Annotated in this window: 15 protein-coding genes; 3 read left to right on the forward strand and 12 right to left on the reverse strand. The window is 66.1% G+C overall.

The features are described from left to right. Positions 1-43 precede the first annotated feature (43 nt). From pnp to truB, 3 genes are all read right to left on the reverse strand, one after another. Entirely contained in the window at positions 44-2,401 is a 2,358-nt protein-coding gene (gene pnp / locus AAC645_RS06590) for a polyribonucleotide nucleotidyltransferase (RefSeq protein ID WP_340314732.1), read from the reverse strand. A gap of 200 nt (positions 2,402-2,601) precedes the next feature. After that, positions 2,602-2,871: a 30S ribosomal protein S15 gene (rpsO, locus tag AAC645_RS06595; protein WP_340314734.1), complete on the reverse strand. Its 270-nt coding sequence runs from the start codon at positions 2,869-2,871 to the stop codon at positions 2,602-2,604. Further along, on the reverse strand, positions 2,868-3,803 hold the full coding sequence (gene truB / locus AAC645_RS06600) for a tRNA pseudouridine(55) synthase TruB (protein ID WP_340314735.1): 936 nt from the start codon (positions 3,801-3,803) through the stop codon (positions 2,868-2,870). The genes rpsO and truB overlap by 4 nt, the downstream gene beginning before the upstream one ends. Positions 3,804-3,875: 72 nt before the next feature. On the opposite strand from truB, the gene AAC645_RS06605 reads away from it, so the two are divergent. Then, the gene (locus AAC645_RS06605; protein ID WP_340314736.1) at positions 3,876-4,415 is read left to right on the forward strand and encodes a DUF1993 domain-containing protein; all 540 of its coding nucleotides are present in this window, start codon (positions 3,876-3,878) and stop codon (positions 4,413-4,415) included. Between the two features lie 24 nt (positions 4,416-4,439). Here AAC645_RS06605 and AAC645_RS06610 read toward each other — a convergent pair whose 3' ends face one another. The 6 genes from AAC645_RS06610 to AAC645_RS06635 form a co-directional block, all read right to left on the reverse strand. Then, positions 4,440-5,402, reverse strand: coding sequence for an MBL fold metallo-hydrolase (locus AAC645_RS06610; protein WP_340314737.1), 963 nt, complete (start codon positions 5,400-5,402; stop codon positions 4,440-4,442). Positions 5,403-5,414: 12 nt separating this feature from the next. Then, on the reverse strand, positions 5,415-5,750 hold the full coding sequence (locus tag AAC645_RS06615; protein ID WP_340314738.1) for an STAS domain-containing protein: 336 nt from the start codon (positions 5,748-5,750) through the stop codon (positions 5,415-5,417). A gap of 69 nt (positions 5,751-5,819) precedes the next feature. Then, positions 5,820-6,455, reverse strand: coding sequence for an arylesterase (locus tag AAC645_RS06620; RefSeq protein WP_340314739.1), 636 nt, complete (start codon positions 6,453-6,455; stop codon positions 5,820-5,822). A gap of 62 nt (positions 6,456-6,517) precedes the next feature. Continuing rightward, entirely contained in the window at positions 6,518-7,147 is a 630-nt protein-coding gene (locus tag AAC645_RS06625) for a M23 family metallopeptidase (RefSeq protein ID WP_340314741.1), read from the reverse strand. Between the two features lie 14 nt (positions 7,148-7,161). Continuing rightward, entirely contained in the window at positions 7,162-8,094 is a 933-nt protein-coding gene (locus AAC645_RS06630; RefSeq protein WP_422785804.1) for a L,D-transpeptidase family protein, read from the reverse strand. Between the two features lie 109 nt (positions 8,095-8,203). Beyond that, positions 8,204-9,787 carry a peptide chain release factor 3 gene (locus AAC645_RS06635; RefSeq protein WP_340314743.1) on the reverse strand — a complete coding sequence of 528 codons (1,584 nt, stop codon included), beginning with the start codon at positions 9,785-9,787 and terminating at the stop codon, positions 8,204-8,206. A gap of 98 nt (positions 9,788-9,885) precedes the next feature. Between AAC645_RS06635 and AAC645_RS06640 the strand changes: the two genes are divergently transcribed. Together AAC645_RS06640 and AAC645_RS06645 are read left to right on the forward strand one after the other, a co-directional pair. After that, positions 9,886-11,061, forward strand: a complete 1,176-nt coding sequence (locus AAC645_RS06640) for a BaiN/RdsA family NAD(P)/FAD-dependent oxidoreductase (protein ID WP_340314744.1) — start codon at positions 9,886-9,888, stop codon at positions 11,059-11,061. Positions 11,062-11,161: 100 nt separating this feature from the next. Continuing rightward, entirely contained in the window at positions 11,162-12,943 is a 1,782-nt protein-coding gene (locus AAC645_RS06645; protein WP_340314745.1) for a DEAD/DEAH box helicase, read from the forward strand. 171 nt (positions 12,944-13,114) lie between these two features. On the opposite strand, the gene AAC645_RS06650 is transcribed toward AAC645_RS06645, so the two are convergent. From AAC645_RS06650 to AAC645_RS06660, 3 genes are read right to left on the reverse strand one after another with little or no spacing between them, the layout of a single operon-like run. Beyond that, positions 13,115-14,908, reverse strand: a complete 1,794-nt coding sequence (locus AAC645_RS06650; RefSeq protein ID WP_340314747.1) for an acyl-CoA dehydrogenase C-terminal domain-containing protein — start codon at positions 14,906-14,908, stop codon at positions 13,115-13,117. A gap of 43 nt (positions 14,909-14,951) precedes the next feature. Continuing rightward, positions 14,952-17,258: a 3-hydroxyacyl-CoA dehydrogenase/enoyl-CoA hydratase family protein gene (locus AAC645_RS06655; RefSeq protein ID WP_340314749.1), complete on the reverse strand. Its 2,307-nt coding sequence runs from the start codon at positions 17,256-17,258 to the stop codon at positions 14,952-14,954. A 2-nt stretch (positions 17,259-17,260) separates the two neighbouring features. Then, positions 17,261-18,397 carry a thiolase family protein gene (locus tag AAC645_RS06660; RefSeq protein WP_340314750.1) on the reverse strand — a complete coding sequence of 379 codons (1,137 nt, stop codon included), beginning with the start codon at positions 18,395-18,397 and terminating at the stop codon, positions 17,261-17,263. Positions 18,398-18,487 lie beyond the last annotated feature (90 nt).

An 18,487-nucleotide genomic window follows, 5' to 3' on the forward strand; every position in this document is an offset into this window, starting at 1 on the left:
TGTTCCAGTTCATCGCAGCGCAAAGCGCAGGATGACGGAGCTTTTAGTCGTCGTCGCGGGTCAGGAAGGCCGGCGCGAAATCGGGTGCAGGACCCTCGTCGTTACCGCCTTCGGTGCGCTCGCGGCGCGGACCGCGATCGCCACGGCCTTCGCCGCGGGGACCACGATCTCCGCCGTCGCGGCGGGGACCACGATCACCATCACGGCGCGGACCACGATCGCCGCCGTCACGGCGCGGACCGCGATCGCCACGATCGCTACGCTCGCCGCGCGGACGCTCCTCGCGGGGCGGACGCGTGTCGGGCAGTTCCTCGCCAGTCTCCTGGTCGACGACGCGCATCGACAGGCGAACCTTGCCGCGCTGGTCGATCTCGAGCACCTTGACCTTGACTTCCTGGCCTTCGGTCAGCGCATCGGCAACCTTCTCGACCCGCTCATTCTTGATCTCCGAGACGTGGACGAGACCGTCCTTGCCGCCCATGAAGTTCACGAATGCTCCGAAATCGACCAGATTGACGACCTTGCCGACATAGACCTTGCCCACTTCCGGCTCGGCGACGATGCCGTAGATCCAGTTGCGTGCGGCTTCGATCTGCGCGGGATCGGACGACGAGATCTTGACGGTGCCGTCATCGTCGATGTCGACCTTCGCGCCGGTGGTGGCGACGATCTCGCGGATGATCTTGCCGCCGGTGCCGATGATGTCGCGGATCTTGTCCTTGGGAACCGACATCGTCTCGATCCGCGGCGCGTGCGCCGACAGTTCGCTGCGGGTGTGATCGAGCGCCTTGGCCATTTCCTCGAGGATATGGGCACGGCCTTCGCTGGCCTGGCTCAGCGCGACCTTCATGATCTCCTCGGTGATGCCGGCGATCTTGATGTCCATCTGAAGGCTGGTGATGCCCTGCGACGTGCCTGCAACCTTGAAGTCCATGTCGCCGAGATGATCCTCGTCGCCGAGGATGTCGCTGATGACCGCGAAGTTCTTGCCTTCGAGGATCAGGCCCATGGCGATGCCCGACACCGGACGCTTGATCGGCACGCCGGCATCCATCAGTGCGAGCGAACCGCCGCACACCGTCGCCATCGACGACGAGCCGTTCGACTCGGTGATGTCGGAGGTGAGGCGGATCGTGTAGGGGAACTCCTCCTTGGTCGGCAGCACCGCATGCAGCGCACGCCATGCCAACTTGCCATGACCGATTTCACGACGGCCCGGCGCACCGAAGCGGCCGACTTCACCGACCGAATAGGGCGGGAAGTTGTAGTGCAGCATGAAGTGCTCGTAGCGCAGGCCGGTCAGGCCATCGATCATCTGCTCCGATTCCTTGGTGCCCAAGGTGCAGGTGGAGATGCTCTGCGTTTCGCCGCGGGTGAACAGCGCCGAACCATGCGCGCGGGGCAGGAAATGTGCCTCGGCGACGATCGGGCGGACCGTCTTGGTGTCGCGGCCGTCGATGCGGCGGCCTTCCTTGAGGATCGCGGTGCGGACAATTTCGGCCTCGAGCTTCTTGACGAGCTTGTTGGCAGCCATCTGGTCCTGCGGCGCGGCATCGGCGAAAGCAGCCTTCGCCTTGGCGCGCGCCTCGTTGAGCGCGCCCGAGCGAGCCGACTTGTTGGTCAGCTTGTAGGCGGCTTCGATATCCTTGCCGACCAGCTTCTTGAGCTTGGTCTTGGCGGCGGACAGATCGGCCTGCGGGGCCATCTCCCACGGATCCTTGGCAGCCTTCTCGGCGAGCTTGATGATCGCACCGACGACATCCTGGCAGGCGCGATGCGCGAACATCACGGCGCCGAGCATGACCTCTTCCGAAAGCTCCTTGGCTTCGGATTCGACCATCATCACCGCGTCCTGGGTACCGGCGACGACGAGCTCGAGCTCGCCCGCTGCAACCTGTTCGTCGGTCGGGTTGAGGATATATTCGCCGTCGATATAGCCGACGCGCGCGCCGCCAATCGGGCCCATGAAGGGAACGCCCGAGATTGTCAGAGCGGCCGACGCGGCGATCATCGCCAGGATATCGGGCTCGTTCTGGCCGTCATAGCTCAGCACGTGAGCGATGACGTTGATCTCGTTGTAGAAGCCCTCGGGGAAGAGCGGGCGGATCGGGCGGTCGATCAGGCGGGAGACCAGCGTCTCCTTCTCGGTCGCGCCGCGCTCGCGCTTGAAGAAGCCGCCGGGGATACGACCCGACGAGAAATACTTCTCCTGATAATGGACGGTCAGCGGGAAGAAGTCCTGCCCTTCCTTGACACTGCGCGCCGCCGTGACGGCGCAGAGGACGACGGTCTCGCCGAGCGTCGCGAGCACCGCGCCGTCGGCCTGGCGGGCAACGCGGCCCGTTTCCAGTGTGAGGGTCTGGCCGCCCCACTGGATTTCAACTTTCTTGGTATCGAACATCTGATTTCCTTGTCTCCGGACGCCCTATGCGGCCGGGGCCTATGCGGATGGCTGGGCATCGTTGCCGGTTGCCATCGCGTGGTGCAGGCCGTCCTTCGGCCTGCCGTGGCGGGAGCTTGTGCCCGCCCTCCTGCCCGGTACCGAATTGCACCAGGCCGGAAATGACGAACGGCCCCGGTGAGGGGGCCGTCCTGGAACTCTTACTTGCGCAGGCCGAGCTTTGCGATCAGCGCTGCGTAGCGGGACGCGTCTTCCTTCTTGAGATAATCGAGAAGGCTGCGACGCTTGTTGACCAGCATCAGCAGACCGCGGCGCGAGTGATTGTCCTTCGCGTGGATCTTGAAATGCTCGGTCAGGTTGGTGATGCGCTCGGTCAGGATCGCGACCTGGACTTCGGGGCTGCCGGTGTCGCCATCGGAACGGGCGTTGTCGGCAATGATCGCGGTCTTACGCTCGGCGGTAACAGTCATGCGTCTTCCTTCGACATCAGGTTGAAGCCGCGCACCACCCGGATCTCAAACCCGGAACCATTGGCTTCGGCTTCGACCAGCGCGACAGGCACATCGCCTTCGATCGCAAGGTTGAGGCCGGTGGGTGCGGCGATCCCGATCAATCGGCGCCCCTCGCGGAGTGCCCTTGCCTGATCGGGGGTGACGGAGAGAGCCGGGATGTCGTCCAGCCCTGCCGTCATCGGCAAAAGTGCTTTTTCAAGCCGGTGCGCCTTAGCGAATTCGTCCAGCTTGTCCAGCGAAATCGCGGAATCCAGCGTGAACGGCCCGGCCTTGGTGCGGCGGAGCATGGTGACATGGCCGACGGTACCAAGCGCGCGCGCGATGTCGCGGGCCAGGCTCCTTATGTAGGTGCCCTTGGAGACCGAGCAAGAGAGGGTGATTTCGTCCAACACCCGCTTCTGGTCGTTCCCGCCTTCTTCCGCTTCCACAGCCAGCGCATAGACCGTCACCGCGCGTGTCTGGATCTCGAACGTCTCCCCCGCCCGCGCGCGATCATAGGCGCGCTCGCCATCGATCTTGATGGCGGAATAGGCCGGCGGCACCTGATCGAGCGGCCCGGTGAAGCGGGCCAGCACGGATTCGACCTCGGCAAGGGTCGGGCGCAGGTCGGAGGTGGCGACCGCCTTGCCCTCGGCATCGAGCGTGTCGGTTTCGACACCGAAGCCGATGGTGAAGGCATAGCCCTTGTCGGCGTCAAGCATCCGCCCCGACAGCTTGGTCGCCTCGCCCAGCGCGATCGGCAGCACGCCGCTCGCCAGCGGATCGAGCGTCCCGCCATGCCCGACCTTATATTTGCCATAGCCGCCGATCCGGAGCGCGCGCTTGACCGCGGACACCATCTGGGTGGAGCCGGGCCCGAGCGGTTTGTCGATGATGATCCAGCCGTGCATGGGCCGCGGCTATAGTCAAAGCCGCCCGCGACGAATAGCCTGCCTGTCGACCCACCATCCCGGAGAGACGCCTTGACCTTTTCCCTCTACGCCGCGGTCATACCGCCTTACCAGCGCATGCTCGGCAATCTCGATGCCCTGCTCGACAAGGCGGAAGCCTGGGCGGCCGATCAGGGCATCGCCGAAAAGGATATCCTCGGCGCGCGGCTGGCACCCGACATGCTCGATTTCGCCTATCAGGTGAAATCGGCGTCGGTGCACTCGATCGGGGCGATCGAAGGGGTCAAGCGCGGCAGCTTCTCACCCGACAGGACACCGCCGGGCGAGAGCTTCGCGGCGTTACGCGAACAGCTCCGGTCTACCCGCGCGGCGATCGACGCGATCAGCCCGGCCGAAATCGACATATTGCTCGGCCGCAACGTGCGTTTCGCGTTCGGCTCCCATCATGCCGACTTCACTGCCGAAGAGTTTCTGACGTCGATGTCCCGGCCCAACTTCTATTTTCATATGACGATCGCCTATGCGCTGCTGCGAGCACAAGGCATGCCGATCGGCAAGACCGACTATATCGGCAAGTTCGACTTCGTGAAGGACGAGGAGCCGCGCGGCTGAGCAGGGTCACGACGCCTCGCGGCGTCACACCTCCAGCTCCAGGCTGTCATAGGAGCAGACGATCTCGAGCGGCCTGCCGTCACGGCGGCTGAGCGCCTCGTAGCGGATCGTCTCGTCGTAGAGGCGGTCGATGTCCGCGTCGGTGCTGGTCGGTTCATGGTGGAACAGCACGAGCTTTCCGGCGCCGGCGCCGTGGCACAGGTTGACCGCCATGACGTTGCTCGAATGGCCCCAGTCCGCCTTGAGGGTGATGCTCTCGGCAAGCGAATACATCGTGTCGCAGATCACCAGGTCGGCCTTGTCGAAGAAGGTTTCGAAGGCCTTCTTGTCCTCGATGTCCTCCATGCGATGCTCGGCATCGGTGGAGAAGACCATCGTCCTGCCGTCGCGGCGGAATCGCCAGGCGTAGGAGACATGGCTGTGGTCCTGCGGCATCAGTTCCACGTCGATGCCGTCGACATGATAGGTTTCGCCGGGCGTCAGCACCTTGAACTCGATCTTCGCGCGCAGCCAGTCGAAGGCGACCGGGAAGCTGATCTCCTCCTGCTGGCGGCGCAGCGCCTGTTCGGCGTCGGCATGGCCGGAATGGATCACGATCGTCGCGCCGGGATCGAAGGCCGGCCCGAAGAAGGGAAAGCCCATGATATGGTCCCAGTGGAGGTGGGACAGGAAGAAATTATAAGTGCGCGAGCGGCCGGCCGCCACGCGACGGAACGCGTCGTTGCCCAGCTCGCGCAGGCCAGAGCCCATGTCGAGGATGAAGAAGCTGTCGTCGGCGCCCTCGATTTCCAGGCAGGTGGTGGCGCCGCCATAGGTATGTGCTTCGGCGAAGCTCAGCTCGTCATTGACGAAAGCGCGGGCGGCCGCCTCGTCGGCGAAGGACCTGCCCGAGGCGCGCATCAATACGGCGACGATCTTGTCCTCGATCGCGCGAGCGCGGGGAGCGACCGGCAGGGAACCCCTCGTTCCCCAGAAGCGCACGAGCATCGAGCTGTCCCCTCAGCCGCCGTTGGGATCGAGATGGTCGACGATATCGAAGATCAGCTGGTAGCGACTGATTTCGAGCACCTCGCGAATGGCGGGTGTCGGCCGGGCGAGGACGATCTTCACGTTGCTGGTGATCGCCTCCTTGCGGGCGATCGTCAACGCCATCAGCGCGCCCGCGGACATATGATCCACGCCAGCAAGGTCCAGGAAGAACTCGCCTTCGCCTTGGGCGGCGGACGCGACGCCTTCGCGCAGCCGATCGAGGAAGGCTTCGCGCGCGTCATCGCCGATGTCGCCCCTCGGTTGCCCTATCGCTCCCCGCGCCGAAGAGGATGCCGACCATATCATCGAAGCCTCCCCTCGATCCGTTTCGGAGGCGAGCTTAGGGCCTGATCAGATCGGCTGCAACGGCTCTGATTACCGCTGTGTCAGCAGAGGCTTAACCCGCGGCAATATGCCGCTGACGATCACCGAAACCCCGGCCTTGTTGGGGTGGATCGCGTCGCCGATATGCAGCGAACGGTCGCCGATGATGCCCTGCAGGAAAAAGGGGTAGAGCGGGACATGATATTTCCTTGCGAGGCGCGGATAGAGCGCATCGAAGCGGCGGGCATAGTCCGGACCGAGATTGGGCGCCGCCACCATCCCGGCCAGCAGGACCTTGATGCGGCGCCTGGTCAGTTCCGCGAGCAGCGCGTCGAGATTCGCCTCGGCCTGGCCGGGATCGAGACCGCGCAGCATATCGTTGGCGCCGAGTTCGACGATCACGAGGTCGGGCTTGGCCTTCAGCGCGGCGAGCACCCAGTTGAGCCGCGCCCGCCCCTGCGCGGTGGTGTCGCCGGAAACGCCGGCATTGTGCACGCTTGCTGCGATCCCCTGCCGCCGCAACGCGGCTTCGAGCTGAGGCGCGAAGCCCTGGCCCGGTGGCAGCTGGTAACCCGCCATCAGGCTATCGCCAAACGCGACTACCAGCTTGTCGGCGGCCTGGGCCGGAACGGCGATCAAGGCGAAGGTGAAGGCGAGGAGGGCGAGAAGGCGGCGCAATGACGTCATGCGCGGGATATTGGCACGGCGCGGACGAATGTCACCCCTCCGCTGGTACAATCAGCGTGCCCTCACCCTCCCACCGCTACGCGGCGGGCCCCTCCCTCTCCCCTGGAGGGAGAGGGCTTTTGCAACTGTGGATAGGGGTTGATCGGGCGGCCCTGATACCAGGCCTCACCTGGCGCCATCGCGTTGATCGCATAATGGAGGTGCGGCGCCTCGGCGCTCGCGTCGCCGGTCGAACCCACCGCACCGATGATCTGGCCCGGCCTCACCTTCTGCCCCTCCGCCAGACCGGGCGCATAGGCGTCGAGATGGGCGTAGTAATCGACCCACTGGCCGCCCGGGCGCCGTACATAGACGGTCAGCCCACCGAGCTTGCTGTCGAAGATCTTTTCGACCGTGCCCGCCGCCGCCGCGATGACGGGCGTGCCGCGGGGCGCCATGATGTCGATGGCGTCGTGGACGCGGCCCTCGCCCCGGGCATCGTCGAACGTGTCGGAGAGCTGGTCGGCCCCTACGCCCGCGACCGGGATCACGAGAGCACCGGGCGAGGCCATGGCAAGCGGCGCTGCCGGGCGCTCCGGTTCGGCTTTGGTCGCAGGGGCCTCGCCTTTCTCGCCCGGCAGGTTGAGGAGGACGACCCAGACGACATAGCCGGCGGCGACCAGCAGCATTATCGAGGCTATCCCGCGAATCATCCGCTCGCCTCCGGTCAGTTCTGGAAGATCGCGGGCGTGCCCGGCTTCACCATCATCGCCAGCCGCGCCGCATCCCAGTTGGTCAGGCGGATGCAGCCATGGCTTTCGGTCTTGCCGACATTCTCGGGATTGGGCGTGCCGTGGATGCCATAATGCTGCTTGTCGAGATCGATCCACACCACCCCGACCGGACCGTTCGGGCCCGCCGGCAGCACCGCCTTCTGGTCCTTGCTGTCGGCATCCCAGAACAGCTTGGGGTTGAAGTGGAAAACCGGGTTGTAGGAGCGGCCCTGGATCTTCCAGGTGCCGATCGGCAGGGGATCATGGCTGCTGCCCATCGTCGCCGGGAACTGCGCGACGAGCTTGCCCGCGCTGTCGAGGGCGCGCAGCACGCCGTCCGACTTGTCGACCACCACCTTCGCCACCTCCGGCTGCTGCGAGCCGACATTCAGGGTCCACAGCGTCTTGCGCCAGTCCGGCTTGAGATCGGCGGCATAGTCCTGCGCCGGTGGAACGACGTTGGGGACCTTGATGGTGGCGCCGGGCACCAGCTGGGTCTGCGGCGAATTGAGCGCGATCAGCGTCGCCTTGGTGGTGTGATAGCGCTCCGCCAGCTTCTCCATCGCGTCGGAATAGCCCAGCGACGGCATCAGCGCCTGCTGCGCCTCGCTGGCGGGGATCGGTCCGACGAACGGACCTTCGAGGATCTGGTCGCTGAGCTTCGCATCGATCACGGTCGGCATCGCCCGATAGGCGTCGAAGCTCTTGACCGTCGCATCGTCGAGCTGGCCGGTGACGGTGAGGCCCTTCGCCTCCTGATAGCCCTTCAGTGCCTTGGCGAAGCTCAGCCCCTTGGCACCGTCGATCACGCCGGGGCTGAAACCGAGCCGGTCGAGCACCACCTGGGCGCCGAGCACGGCGGGATCGGGAGCCGCCGCGCTCGCCATGGCTGGCAGCAAAGCGGCGGCGAGGATGATGGATTTTACGCTGCGCACAGACACTCCTCTCGGTCGTAACGAGGGGAGAACGTGTGTGTCGGCGTTTCTTTCCGTCGCTCTACCGCCTGTCCCGGGTCGCGGAGAAGCGCAGGGCGGGGAAGCGCCCCTGGATATAGTTCAGTTCCCACTGATCCTTGGCCATGAACACCGGCGCGCCATCGCGATCCTCGGCCATCGCCGCGCGGTGCAGCCCCTTGAAATCATCGAGCGCCTTCTCGTCATCGGCGGCGATCCAGCGGGCGGTGTCCCAGGGCGACGGCTCGAAGCCGGCCGCGACCTTATATTCGGCCTGAAGGCGCGAGATCATCACCTCGAGCTGGAGCTGGCCGACCACGCCGACGATCCACTGCGATCCGATCGACGGATGGAAGACCTGCATGATCCCTTCCTCGGCCATGTCGTTGAGCGCGTTGCGCAGCTGCTTGGTCTTGGTCGGATCGACCAGCTTCACCCGGCGCAGGATTTCCGGCGCAAAATTGGGAATGCCGGTGAAGCGGATCATCTCGCCCTCGGTCAGCGTGTCGCCGACCCGCAGGGTTCCGTGATTGGGGATGCCGATGATGTCGCCGGGGAAGGCTTCTTCCGCGAGTTCGCGATTCTGGGCGAAGAACAGGATCGGGCTATGCACCGCGATAGTCTTGCCGGTGCCGACCTGGTTCAGCTTCATGCCGCGCCGGAACCGGCCCGAGCAGAGCCGCATGAACGCGACCCGATCGCGATGCTGCGGGTTCATATTGGCCTGCACCTTGAACACGAAGCCGGCGACATTGGGCTCGCCCGGATCGACGTCGCGGGGCTCGCCCGGCTGGGGCCGCGGCGACGGTGCGAAATTGGCGAGCGCGTCGATCAGCTGCTCGACGCCGAAATCCTTGAGCGCCGATCCGAAATAGACCGGCGTCAGGTCGCCATTGAGATAGGCGGTCTCATCGAACGGCGCATAGCCGACCCCGGCCAGCTCGACCTCCTCGCGCAGCTGGGCGAGGCACTGCTCGGACAGCAGATCCTCGAGCTGCGAATCGTTGATCCCCGCGACCGAGATCGCGTCGCCCTCATAGGCGCCGGTCGCGTCCGAGGCAGGACGATAGAGCCGGTCGCGGGCGAGATCGTAGATTCCCTCGAAGGTGCCGCCCATACCGGCCGGCCAGCTCATCGGCGACACGTCGAGCGCCAGCGCGTCGGCGATCTCGTCGAGAAGCTCGAAGGTCGGGCGGCCTTCGCGATCGACCTTGTTGACGAAGGTGATGATCGGCACCGAGCGCAGCCGGCACACCTCGAACAGCTTGCGGGTCTGCGGCTCGATGCCCTTGGCGGCATCGATCACCATCACCGCCGAGTCGACGGCGGTCAGCGTGCGATAGGTGTCCTCGGAGAAATCCTCGTGGCCCGGCGTGTCGAGCAGGTTGAAGGTGATGCCGTCGCGCTCGAAGGTCATCACCGACGAGGTGACGGAGATTCCGCGCTGCTGCTCGATCTTCATCCAGTCCGATCGCGCCCGCCGGGTCTGCCCGCGCGCCTTGACCTCGCCGGCGAGATGGATCGCGCCGCCGAAGTAGAGCAGCTTCTCGGTCAGCGTGGTCTTGCCGGCATCGGGGTGCGAGATGATCGCAAAGGTGCGGCGGTCGGGGCGGTTGGGCTTGCTCATGATCGGGGGGGCCGATAGCAGGTGCGGCCGGTATTCCCAAGGGCGGCGCCCCCCTTTTCTCCCCCTCTCTTTCACGGGAGGGGCTTGTTGGAGTTTGCATGCCCTACGACCTCATCATCCTCGGCGCCGGCGCCGCCGGGCTGATGTGCGCGCTGACCGCAGGCCAGCGCGGCAGGCGCGTGCTGTTGCTCGACCATCTCGACCGGACCGGCGCCAAGATCCTGATTTCGGGCGGAGGGCGGTGCAACTTCACCAATCTCGATGGCGGCATGGCCGACCGTTATTTGTCCGCCAACCCGCATTTCGCGAAGTCGGCGCTCGGCCGCTACACCCCGGCCGATTTCATCGCGCTGATCGATGCGCACGGCATCGCCTGGCACGAGAAGACGCTCGGCCAGCTGTTCTGCGACGGATCGGCGAAGCAGATCGTCGCCATGCTGGAAGACGAGTGCGTCCGGGGCGGCGTCGAGATCCGGCTGCTGGCGCGCGTGACCGGCCTTTCGAAGGCCGATGACCTATTCCGGGTCGAGACGCCGCAGGGGACCGAGCAGTCGCATGCGCTGGTGATCGCGACCGGCGGGCCGTCGATTCCGAAGATGGGCGCCAGCGGCTTCGCCTACGACATCGCCCGCCAGTTCGGCCTCAAGGTGGTGGAACCGCGGCCCGCGCTGGTGCCGCTGACGCTCGGCACAGAGGATCGGCTGTTCGAAAGCCTGTCGGGCGTGTCGCTCGACGTCGTCGCCAACCTCGGCAAGGCCAGCTTCCGCGAGGCGGCCTTGTTCACCCATCGCGGCCTGTCCGGCCCGGCGATCCTCCAGATCAGCAGCTACTGGCGGCACGGCGAGAGCCTGTCGCTCGACCTGCTCCCCGGCAGCGACGCCCGCGCGCTGCTGACCGACGCCAAGCGCGCCCGGCCCAATGCCGAACCGCGCACGATATTGCGCGAGCGCTTTCCTGACCGGCTGGCGGACGTGCTCGCCGATCGGCTCGGTCTGTCCGGCCCGCTCGTCACCCACAAGGATGCGGCGCTGGCCGCAGCTGGCGCGCGTCTCAACGGCTGGGCCTTCACGCCCAACGGCTCCGAGGGCTTCGCCAAGGCCGAGGTGACGATCGGCGGCGTTTCGACCGATGGCCTCGACCAGCGCAGCCTGGCGGCGAAGCGCGTGCCCGGCCTTCATTTCATCGGCGAGGCGGTCGATGTGACCGGCTGGCTGGGCGGCTATAATTTCCAATGGGCGTGGGCCAGCGGGCGGGCGGCGGGCGAAGCGATTTGATCGCGCCGACCGCCACTGGTCTTTTGCGGAGTCTTTGCCTATAGCGCCTTCAACATGGCCGCGCGCGAGAGGCGCCGGCACCTTTGCAATCGGATATCAGATGCCCTTTTCTACCCTGCCCCGGCCGGTCGCCGAGGCAATCACCGAGCGTGGCTACACCGAGCCGACGCCCGTTCAGGCCCAGGTGATCACACCGGAGGCAAGCGGCCGTGACCTGCTCGTTTCCGCACAGACGGGTTCGGGCAAGACCGTCGCCTATGGCCTGGCGATCGCCGAAACGCTGTTGCAGGGCGCCGAGACGCTGCCCCGGCCCGGCGAGCCGCTGGCGCTGATCATCGCCCCGACCCGCGAGCTCGCGCTGCAGGTCCAACGCGAGTTGCAATGGCTCTACGCCAAGCTCGGCGCGCGCGTCGCCAGCTGCGTCGGCGGCATGAACGTCCGCGTCGAACAGCGCGCCCTGTCTTATGGCTGCCATATCGTCGTCGGTACGCCAGGCCGCCTCAAGGACCATCTCGAGCGCGGCACGCTCCAGCCCGGCTCGCTGCGCGCGGTGATTCTCGACGAGGCCGACGAGATGCTCGACCTTGGCTTCCGCGAGGACCTCGAGGAGATCCTCGACCTCACCCCGCCCGAGCGCCGCACGCTGCTGTTCTCGGCGACGATGCCGAAGCCGATCGCGCTGCTCGCCAAGCGCTACCAGCGCGATGCCCTGCGCATCGAGACGACCAGTGCGCGTGAGAGCCACGCCGATATCGATTATCGCGCGATGGCCGTGGCGCCCGCCGACATCCAGCATGCCGTCGTCAACGTGCTGCGCTTCCACGAAGCCAAGGGCGCGCTGGTGTTCTGCGCGACGCGCGAGAATGTCCGCCGCCTGTCGGCGACGCTCACCGAGCGCGGCTTCTCGGCGGTGACGCTGTCGGGCGAGTTGAGCCAGAACGAACGCAACCATGCACTGCAGGCGCTGCGCGATCGCCGCGCCCGCATCTGCGTAGCCACCGACGTCGCGGCGCGCGGCATCGATCTTCCCGGCCTCGAACTGGTGATCCATGCCGAGCTGCCGATCGATCCCGAGACGCTCCAGCACCGTTCTGGCCGCACCGGACGCGCGGGCCGCAAGGGCACCTGCGTCCTCATCACGCCCTATCAGCGCCGCCGTCATGCCGAGCGGCTGCTGCGCGCCGCCAACGTCAACGTCACCTGGGATCCGGTCCCGACGCCCGACGACATCTATGCGCGCGACCAGGAACGGCTGCTCGAGAGCCTCGCCGTCGGCGAGGTTTCCGAGGAGGATCTGGAAGTCGCCCGCAAGCTGCTCGAGACGCGCAGCGCCGAGGAGATCGCCGCCGCCTTCGTGCGCACCCAGCGCCAGAGCCTTCCGGCGCCCGAGGACCTGATCGACGCTTCTCCCGCCGCCCGCGGCGGCGACCGCGACCAGGTACAGCGCGAGCAGGGTCCGCGCCCCGGCTTCGAAGACACCGTCTGGTTCCGCATGAATGTCGGCCGTGGCGCCAACGCCGATCCGCGCTGGCTGCTGCCGCTGCTGTGCCGCCGCGGACACATCACCAAGCGCGACGTCGGCGCGATCCGGATCTTCCAGACCGAGACCCGCTTCGAAATACCACGCGCGATGGCCGGCAAGTTCCTCGATGCGCTCAAGCGCACTGCGGGCGAGGAGGACGGCGTGGTGATCGAAGCGGCTGGCGACACGCCGACCCCGCCGCCAGCGCAGCTCCGCGACCGCCGCGGCCCGCCCCCGCGCGCGCAGCTCCGCCCGAATGGACCGCCGCGCGGCGGTCCGCGAGGGCCTGGTGGGCCTGGTGGTCCCAAGCGCTACAGTCCGAAGCCGTTCGGCGGCGGCGGCGGACGCAAGCCGGGCTGAGGTGCTTTCAGCGTTAGCTCCGCTCATCCAGAGTAGCCATACAACGAAGTCGAAATGGCGCATCGAAGGACATCCTTCGATGCGGGCTTCGACAAGCTCAGCCCTTACTCAGGATGAGCGGGTTAATCTAATCACAGCGTGCCCTAGCTGGGCAATCCGAGCGGTTACACCTCAGAATGCCGCTTCGGGCATATCCATCATCGAGCGCTTGCCCGCTTTTATCGCGGAGAACAGCCCCGCCGCCTGCGGCAGGATGCGTTCGTAGAAGAAGCGCACGGTCACCAGCTTGGCGGCGTAGAAGCCATCCGGATCCTGGCCCATCATCGTCTTCATGCCGGCGACCTTGGCCGATCGCGCAAACAGATAGGCGATGGCTACGAGGCCGAGCAGGCGGAGATAGTCGGTCGATGCGGCGCCGGCCTCCTCGGGATCGGCCATGCCCTTCTGCGCGATCGTCGCGGTCGCCAGCTGGAGCGCGCCGAAAGCCTTCTCAAGGCCGTCGATCATCTTCTCCATGCCGGGCACCGCCTTGTGCTGCTCGATGAACTCGGACACCGGATGGAAGAAGGCGCGCAGATAGCGGCCGCCATGCGCGGGCAATTTGCGGCCGACCAGATCGAGCGCCTGCACACCGTTGGTGCCCTCGTAGATCATCGCGATGCGGGCATCGCGGGCATATTGCTCGACGCCATGCTCGCGGATGTAGCCATGACCGCCATAGACCTGGACACCGAGCTGCGCCGCCTCATGGCCGAAATCGGTGAGAAGCGCCTTGACCACCGGGGTCATCAGCGCGGTCAGGTCCTCGGCGCGCTGGCGCACCTCGGGATCGGGCGAATGGCGCTCGGCGTCGAGCGCGCGGGCGATCCAGATGCTCAGCGCGCGGCCGCCCTCGCTATAGGCGCGCATCGTCATCAGCATGCGGCGGACATCGGGATGGACGATGATCGGATCGGCGGCGAGATCGGGGCGCTTGGGGCCGGATAGCGCACGGCCCTGCACGCGATCCTTCGCATAGGCGACGGCGCTCTGATAGGCGGCGGTGCCGATGCCCAATCCCTGGACGCCGACCGAGACGCGCTCGGTATTCATCATCGTGAACATCGCGGCGAGACCCTGATTGGGTTCGCCGACCAGCCAGCCGGTGGAATCGTCGAAGCTCATCTGGCAGGTCGCCGAAGCCTTGATCCCCATCTTGTGCTCGATGCCGGTGCACGACACGCCATTCGACGGGCCGACCGAGCCGTCCGGCTTCGGCAGATATTTGGGAACGACGAACAGGCTGATCCCCTTCACGCCCTTCGGCGCGTCGGGCGGGCGCGCGAGCACGAGGTGGATGATGTTCTCGGTCAGGTCATGATCGCCCGCCGAGATGAAGATCTTGTTGCCGGTCACCTTATAGCTGCCGTCGTCCTGCGGCACGGCCTTGGTGCGCAGCAAGCCCAGATCGGTGCCGCAATGCGGCTCGGTCAGGCACATCGTACCCGACCAGACGCCGGCCACCATGTTGGGCAGGAAGCGCTCCTGCAGCTCCGGCGTGGCATGGCTCTTCAGCGCGGTGGTGCCGCCATGGGTCAGGCCGGGATAGAGACCGAAAGAGACATTCGCCGCGCTGATCATTTCCTCGACCAGCTTGTTGACGGTCTCGGGCAGGCCCTGGCCGCCCCATTTCGGATCGTTCGCCAGCGCGCACCAGCCGCCGTCGCGGAACTGCGCATAGGCTTCCTTGAAGCCCGCCGGCGTGCGCACGACGCCATTTTCCCAAGTGCAGCCCTCGAGGTCGCCGCTGGCGTTGAGCGGAAGCAATACGTCCTGCGCGAGCCTGGCCGCCTCGTCGATGACGGCGTCGATCAGATCGGGCGTGAACTCGGCATGCGCGGGGATGCCGCCAAAGCCGTCGGCATCGTCGAACAGCTCGTGGAGGACGAAGCGCATGTCGCGCAGCGGAACCTCATAGACTTGCACCTGTCTTCTCCGTCTTGCTCCTCCCCGGCACGGGGAGGAATGTTCAGTTCCGCAGCGGCTTGCCGGTTTCGAGCATCGTCTCGATCCGCGCGATCGTGCGAGGATCGTGCACGCGCGCCATGAAGACGGCGCGTTCAAGTCCCAGCATCTGCTCCTCGCTGACCACGTCGACCAAGTCCGCATCGCCACCGGTCAGAACGGTCGCCAGTGCGTCCGAGACCACCATGTCGTAATCTGTGGCGAGACCGCGCTTGTGGAAACCCTCCGCGGCCATGCCGAGCCCGACCCGGCCGCTCTCGCCCGGCAGGTGGAATTCGGGCGGCTTCGGCGGCTTGTACTCTTCGACCATCGCCAGCGCCTTCGCCTTCGCATCGGCGAGCAGCCGGTCGCGGTTCATGGTGATGCCGTCGGCCGGGCGCAGAAACAGGAACTCCTTCGCCTCCGCGGCCGACTTGGAGACGGTGGCGGTCGAGACGATCTCGAAGGTTTTGGCGACGGCGGGCATCGGCCCCTTGGGCAGGACGCCGGCCTTGACCCAGCGATCGATCATCTCGCCACAACCGCCCCAGCCGGGAACGATGCCGACGCCGCATTCGACCAGGCCGATATAGCTTTCGGCATGCGCCTGGATCGCGTCGGAATGGAGCAAAATCTCGCAGCCGCCGCCGAGCGCCATGCCGGCCGGCGCCGACACCACGGGGAAGGGCGCATATTTCAGCGCCTTGTAGGCCTGCTGCCCTCCGACGACGAGCTTGTCGATTTCACCCCAGGCGGCGATGTTCAGCGCGAACAGCGCCAGGCCGAGATTGGCGCCTGCCGAGAAGTTGCTGCCCTCGTTATAGACCACCAGCGCCTTCATCGACGCTGCTACGTGCGCAACGGATTCGCCGAGCAGCTTGAGCGTGTCGCCATCCAGCGCATTCATCTTCGAGCTGAACTCGAAGCAGGCGACCCCGTCGCCGATATCCCACAGCGCCGCCGAACCGTTTTTCAGGATCGGCTTCGACGCACGCTTGATATCCTCGAGCATCAGCACGCCGTCCGCGCGCACGACATCGTGATAGTCGCCATCGAGGCCGAGATATTGGCGCTTGCCGCCCTCGACCCGGTAGAAGCTGCGCTCGCCGGCCAGCGCGAGGATCGGGGGCACCGGCTTGCCCTCGTCGGCGAGGCGCTTCGCGAAGGCCGCCGCGCCGAGCTGGTCGATCAGCTCGAACGGCCCATATTTCCAGTTATAGCCGAGCTTCATCGCCGCATCGATCGCGAGGATATCATCGGCGATCGTGCCGGCGAGGCTCGCCGCATAGCTCAGCACCTGGCCAAGCACAGCCCAGGCGAAGTCTCCGGTCGGGCCGGGCGTGGCGACGAGTTCGGCAAGGCTGGCGCGCGGCACGCTGGCCTTGATCGCCGGGCGGTACTGGCCGGTGGCGAGATCGATCGCCTCCTTGCGCTTCCCGGCCTCGCGGTTGATCCGATAGAAGCCGCCCTTGCCCTTGCGGCCGGTATAGCCGTCTGCGATCATCTTCTCGATCAGCGGCATCGGCCGGACGCTGGCATGGAAGGCATCGCCGGCCGGCAAGGTCGCGCTCATGCTCTTCTGGAGCAGCGGCATCAGATCGATGCCGACCAGATCGACCAGACCGAAGATGCCCGTCTTGGGAACGCCCATCGGCTGGCCGCCGATCGCATCGGCTTCCTCGACGCTCAGCCCCAGATCCATCGCCGCGTTGATCGCGACCTGCAACCAGTAGGTGCCGATCCGGTTGGCGATAAAGCCGGGCGTGTCGTGGGTGCGCACGATGCTCTTGCCCAGCCGGCGATCGATGAAATCCGCGACCTTGGCCGCAGTCGCCATGTCGGTCTTCGGACCGGTGACCAGTTCGAGCAGCCGCATATAGCGCGGCGGGTTGAAGAAATGGGTGATCATGAAATCAGCGGCGAACGCCTCGGACCGGCCATCGATCAGCTGCGCGAGCGGGATCGTCGAGGTGTTCGACGAGATCGCGGTGCCGGCTTTGCGCACCTGCTCGAGCTTGGCGTAGAGGCCCTGCTTGATGTCGAGCCGCTCGATCACCGCCTCGACGATCCAGTCGCACTCGGCGACCTTGGCGAGGTCATCCTCGATATTGCCGGTCTCGACCAGTCGCGCGGCCGCCTTCGACATGAACGGTGCGGGATCGGTCTTGAGCATCTTTGCCACCGCACCCTCGGCGATCGCGCTACGATCGCCACCATCCTTGGGCACGATGTCGAGCAGCAGCACCGGGACGCCAGCGTTCGCGACCTGCGCGGCGATCCCCGCGCCCATCGTGCCGGCGCCGATGACGCAGACTTTCCGGATCGGCTCCATGGTCACACCGCCTCGAGAATAGTGGCGATGCCCTGCCCGCCGCCAATGCACTGGGTCGCCAGCGCATATCTGCCGCCCTCGCGCTTCAGCAGCGACGCCGCCTTGCCGACGATCCGCGCGCCGGTGGCGCCGAGCGGATGACCTATGGCGATCGCCCCGCCGTCGAGGTTGATGGTCGCCGGGTCGAGGCCGAGTTCGTTGCTGCAGGCCAGCGCCTGGCTGGCGAAGGCTTCATTCAGTTCGACGACGTCGAGATCGCCGACCGCGACGCCCGCCCGATCGAGCGCCTTGCGCGATGCCGACACCGGACCGATACCCATGATCTCGGGCTCGCAGCCTGACACCGCGACGCTCCTGATCCGCGCCAGGATGGTCAGGCCGTGGGCCTTCGCATAATCCTCGCTCGTCACCAGCACCGCCGCCGCGCCGTCGGTCAGCGGCGACGAGGTGCCGGCGGTGACGGTGCCATTCTGGTCGAACGCAGGCTTCAAGACGGCAAGCGCCTCGGCGGTGGTATCGGGACGAAGGACGCCGTCCAGATCGACCAGGCCCTTCTTCGTCCTGATCGGAACGATCTCGTCCGAGAGCCTGCCGCCATCGCGCGCGGCAGCGGCCTTTCGCTGGCTCTCCACCGCGAAAGCCTCCTGGGCAGCACGCGGGATCTGGAACTGGGTTGCGACATTCTCGGCGGTGTCGCCCATGCCGATATAGGCGCCCGGCCGCTTCTTCGCGAGTTCGGGACTGGGCAGCGGGTTATAGCCCATCATCGGCACCCGGCTCATGCTCTCCACGCCCGCGCAGATGAACGCCTCGCCCGCGCCGATCGCGATCTGGCCCGCAGCAATATGAACGGCGCTCATCGACGAGCCGCAGAAGCGGTTGACCGTCATGCCGCCGACCTTGATCGGAAGATCGGCGAGCAACCCGATCAGCCGTGCGACGTTGAGCCCCTGTTCACCCTCCGGGAAGGCGCAGCCCAGAACGATGTCCTCTATGTCCTCGGCCTTGATCCCGCTTCGCTCGATCAGCGCGCGAATCACCTGCGCGGCGAGATCGTCAGGCCGGACGCGGGCGAGATCGCCCTTGCCGGCAAGGTGGAAAGGCGAGCGCGCATAGCCTGCGATCACGGCACTTGGCATCGGACTCCATCTCCTTGGCGCGGCTTTTCTGCAACAGCCGCAGGTGAATTGCCTTAAGGGTATGAAGATTACCCTATACGTCAACATATT

Source organism: Rhizorhabdus argentea, assembly GCF_037861105.1.
Classification (GTDB): domain Bacteria; phylum Pseudomonadota; class Alphaproteobacteria; order Sphingomonadales; family Sphingomonadaceae; genus Rhizorhabdus; species Rhizorhabdus argentea.

Bases quoted from the DNA above. Each gene is read 5' to 3' on its own strand.
- pnp (WP_340314732.1), bottom strand. From the start codon at position 2,401: ATGTTCGATACCAAGAAAGTTGAAATCCAGTGGGGCGGCCAGACCCTC.
- rpsO (WP_340314734.1), bottom strand. From the start codon at position 2,871: ATGACTGTTACCGCCGAGCGTAAGACCGCGATCATTGCCGACAACGCC.
- truB (WP_340314735.1), bottom strand. From the start codon at position 3,803: ATGCACGGCTGGATCATCATCGACAAACCGCTCGGGCCCGGCTCCACC.
- AAC645_RS06610 (WP_340314737.1), bottom strand. From the start codon at position 5,402: ATGCTCGTGCGCTTCTGGGGAACGAGGGGTTCCCTGCCGGTCGCTCCC.
- AAC645_RS06615 (WP_340314738.1), bottom strand. From the start codon at position 5,750: ATGATATGGTCGGCATCCTCTTCGGCGCGGGGAGCGATAGGGCAACCG.
- AAC645_RS06620 (WP_340314739.1), bottom strand. From the start codon at position 6,455: ATGACGTCATTGCGCCGCCTTCTCGCCCTCCTCGCCTTCACCTTCGCC.
- AAC645_RS06625 (WP_340314741.1), bottom strand. From the start codon at position 7,147: ATGATTCGCGGGATAGCCTCGATAATGCTGCTGGTCGCCGCCGGCTAT.
- AAC645_RS06630 (WP_422785804.1), bottom strand. From the start codon at position 8,094: ATGGCGAGCGCGGCGGCTCCCGATCCCGCCGTGCTCGGCGCCCAGGTG.
- AAC645_RS06635 (WP_340314743.1), bottom strand. From the start codon at position 9,787: ATGAGCAAGCCCAACCGCCCCGACCGCCGCACCTTTGCGATCATCTCG.
- AAC645_RS06640 (WP_340314744.1), top strand. From the start codon at position 9,886: ATGCCCTACGACCTCATCATCCTCGGCGCCGGCGCCGCCGGGCTGATG.
- AAC645_RS06645 (WP_340314745.1), top strand. From the start codon at position 11,162: ATGCCCTTTTCTACCCTGCCCCGGCCGGTCGCCGAGGCAATCACCGAG.
- AAC645_RS06655 (WP_340314749.1), bottom strand. From the start codon at position 17,258: ATGGAGCCGATCCGGAAAGTCTGCGTCATCGGCGCCGGCACGATGGGC.
- AAC645_RS06660 (WP_340314750.1), bottom strand. From the start codon at position 18,397: ATGCCAAGTGCCGTGATCGCAGGCTATGCGCGCTCGCCTTTCCACCTT.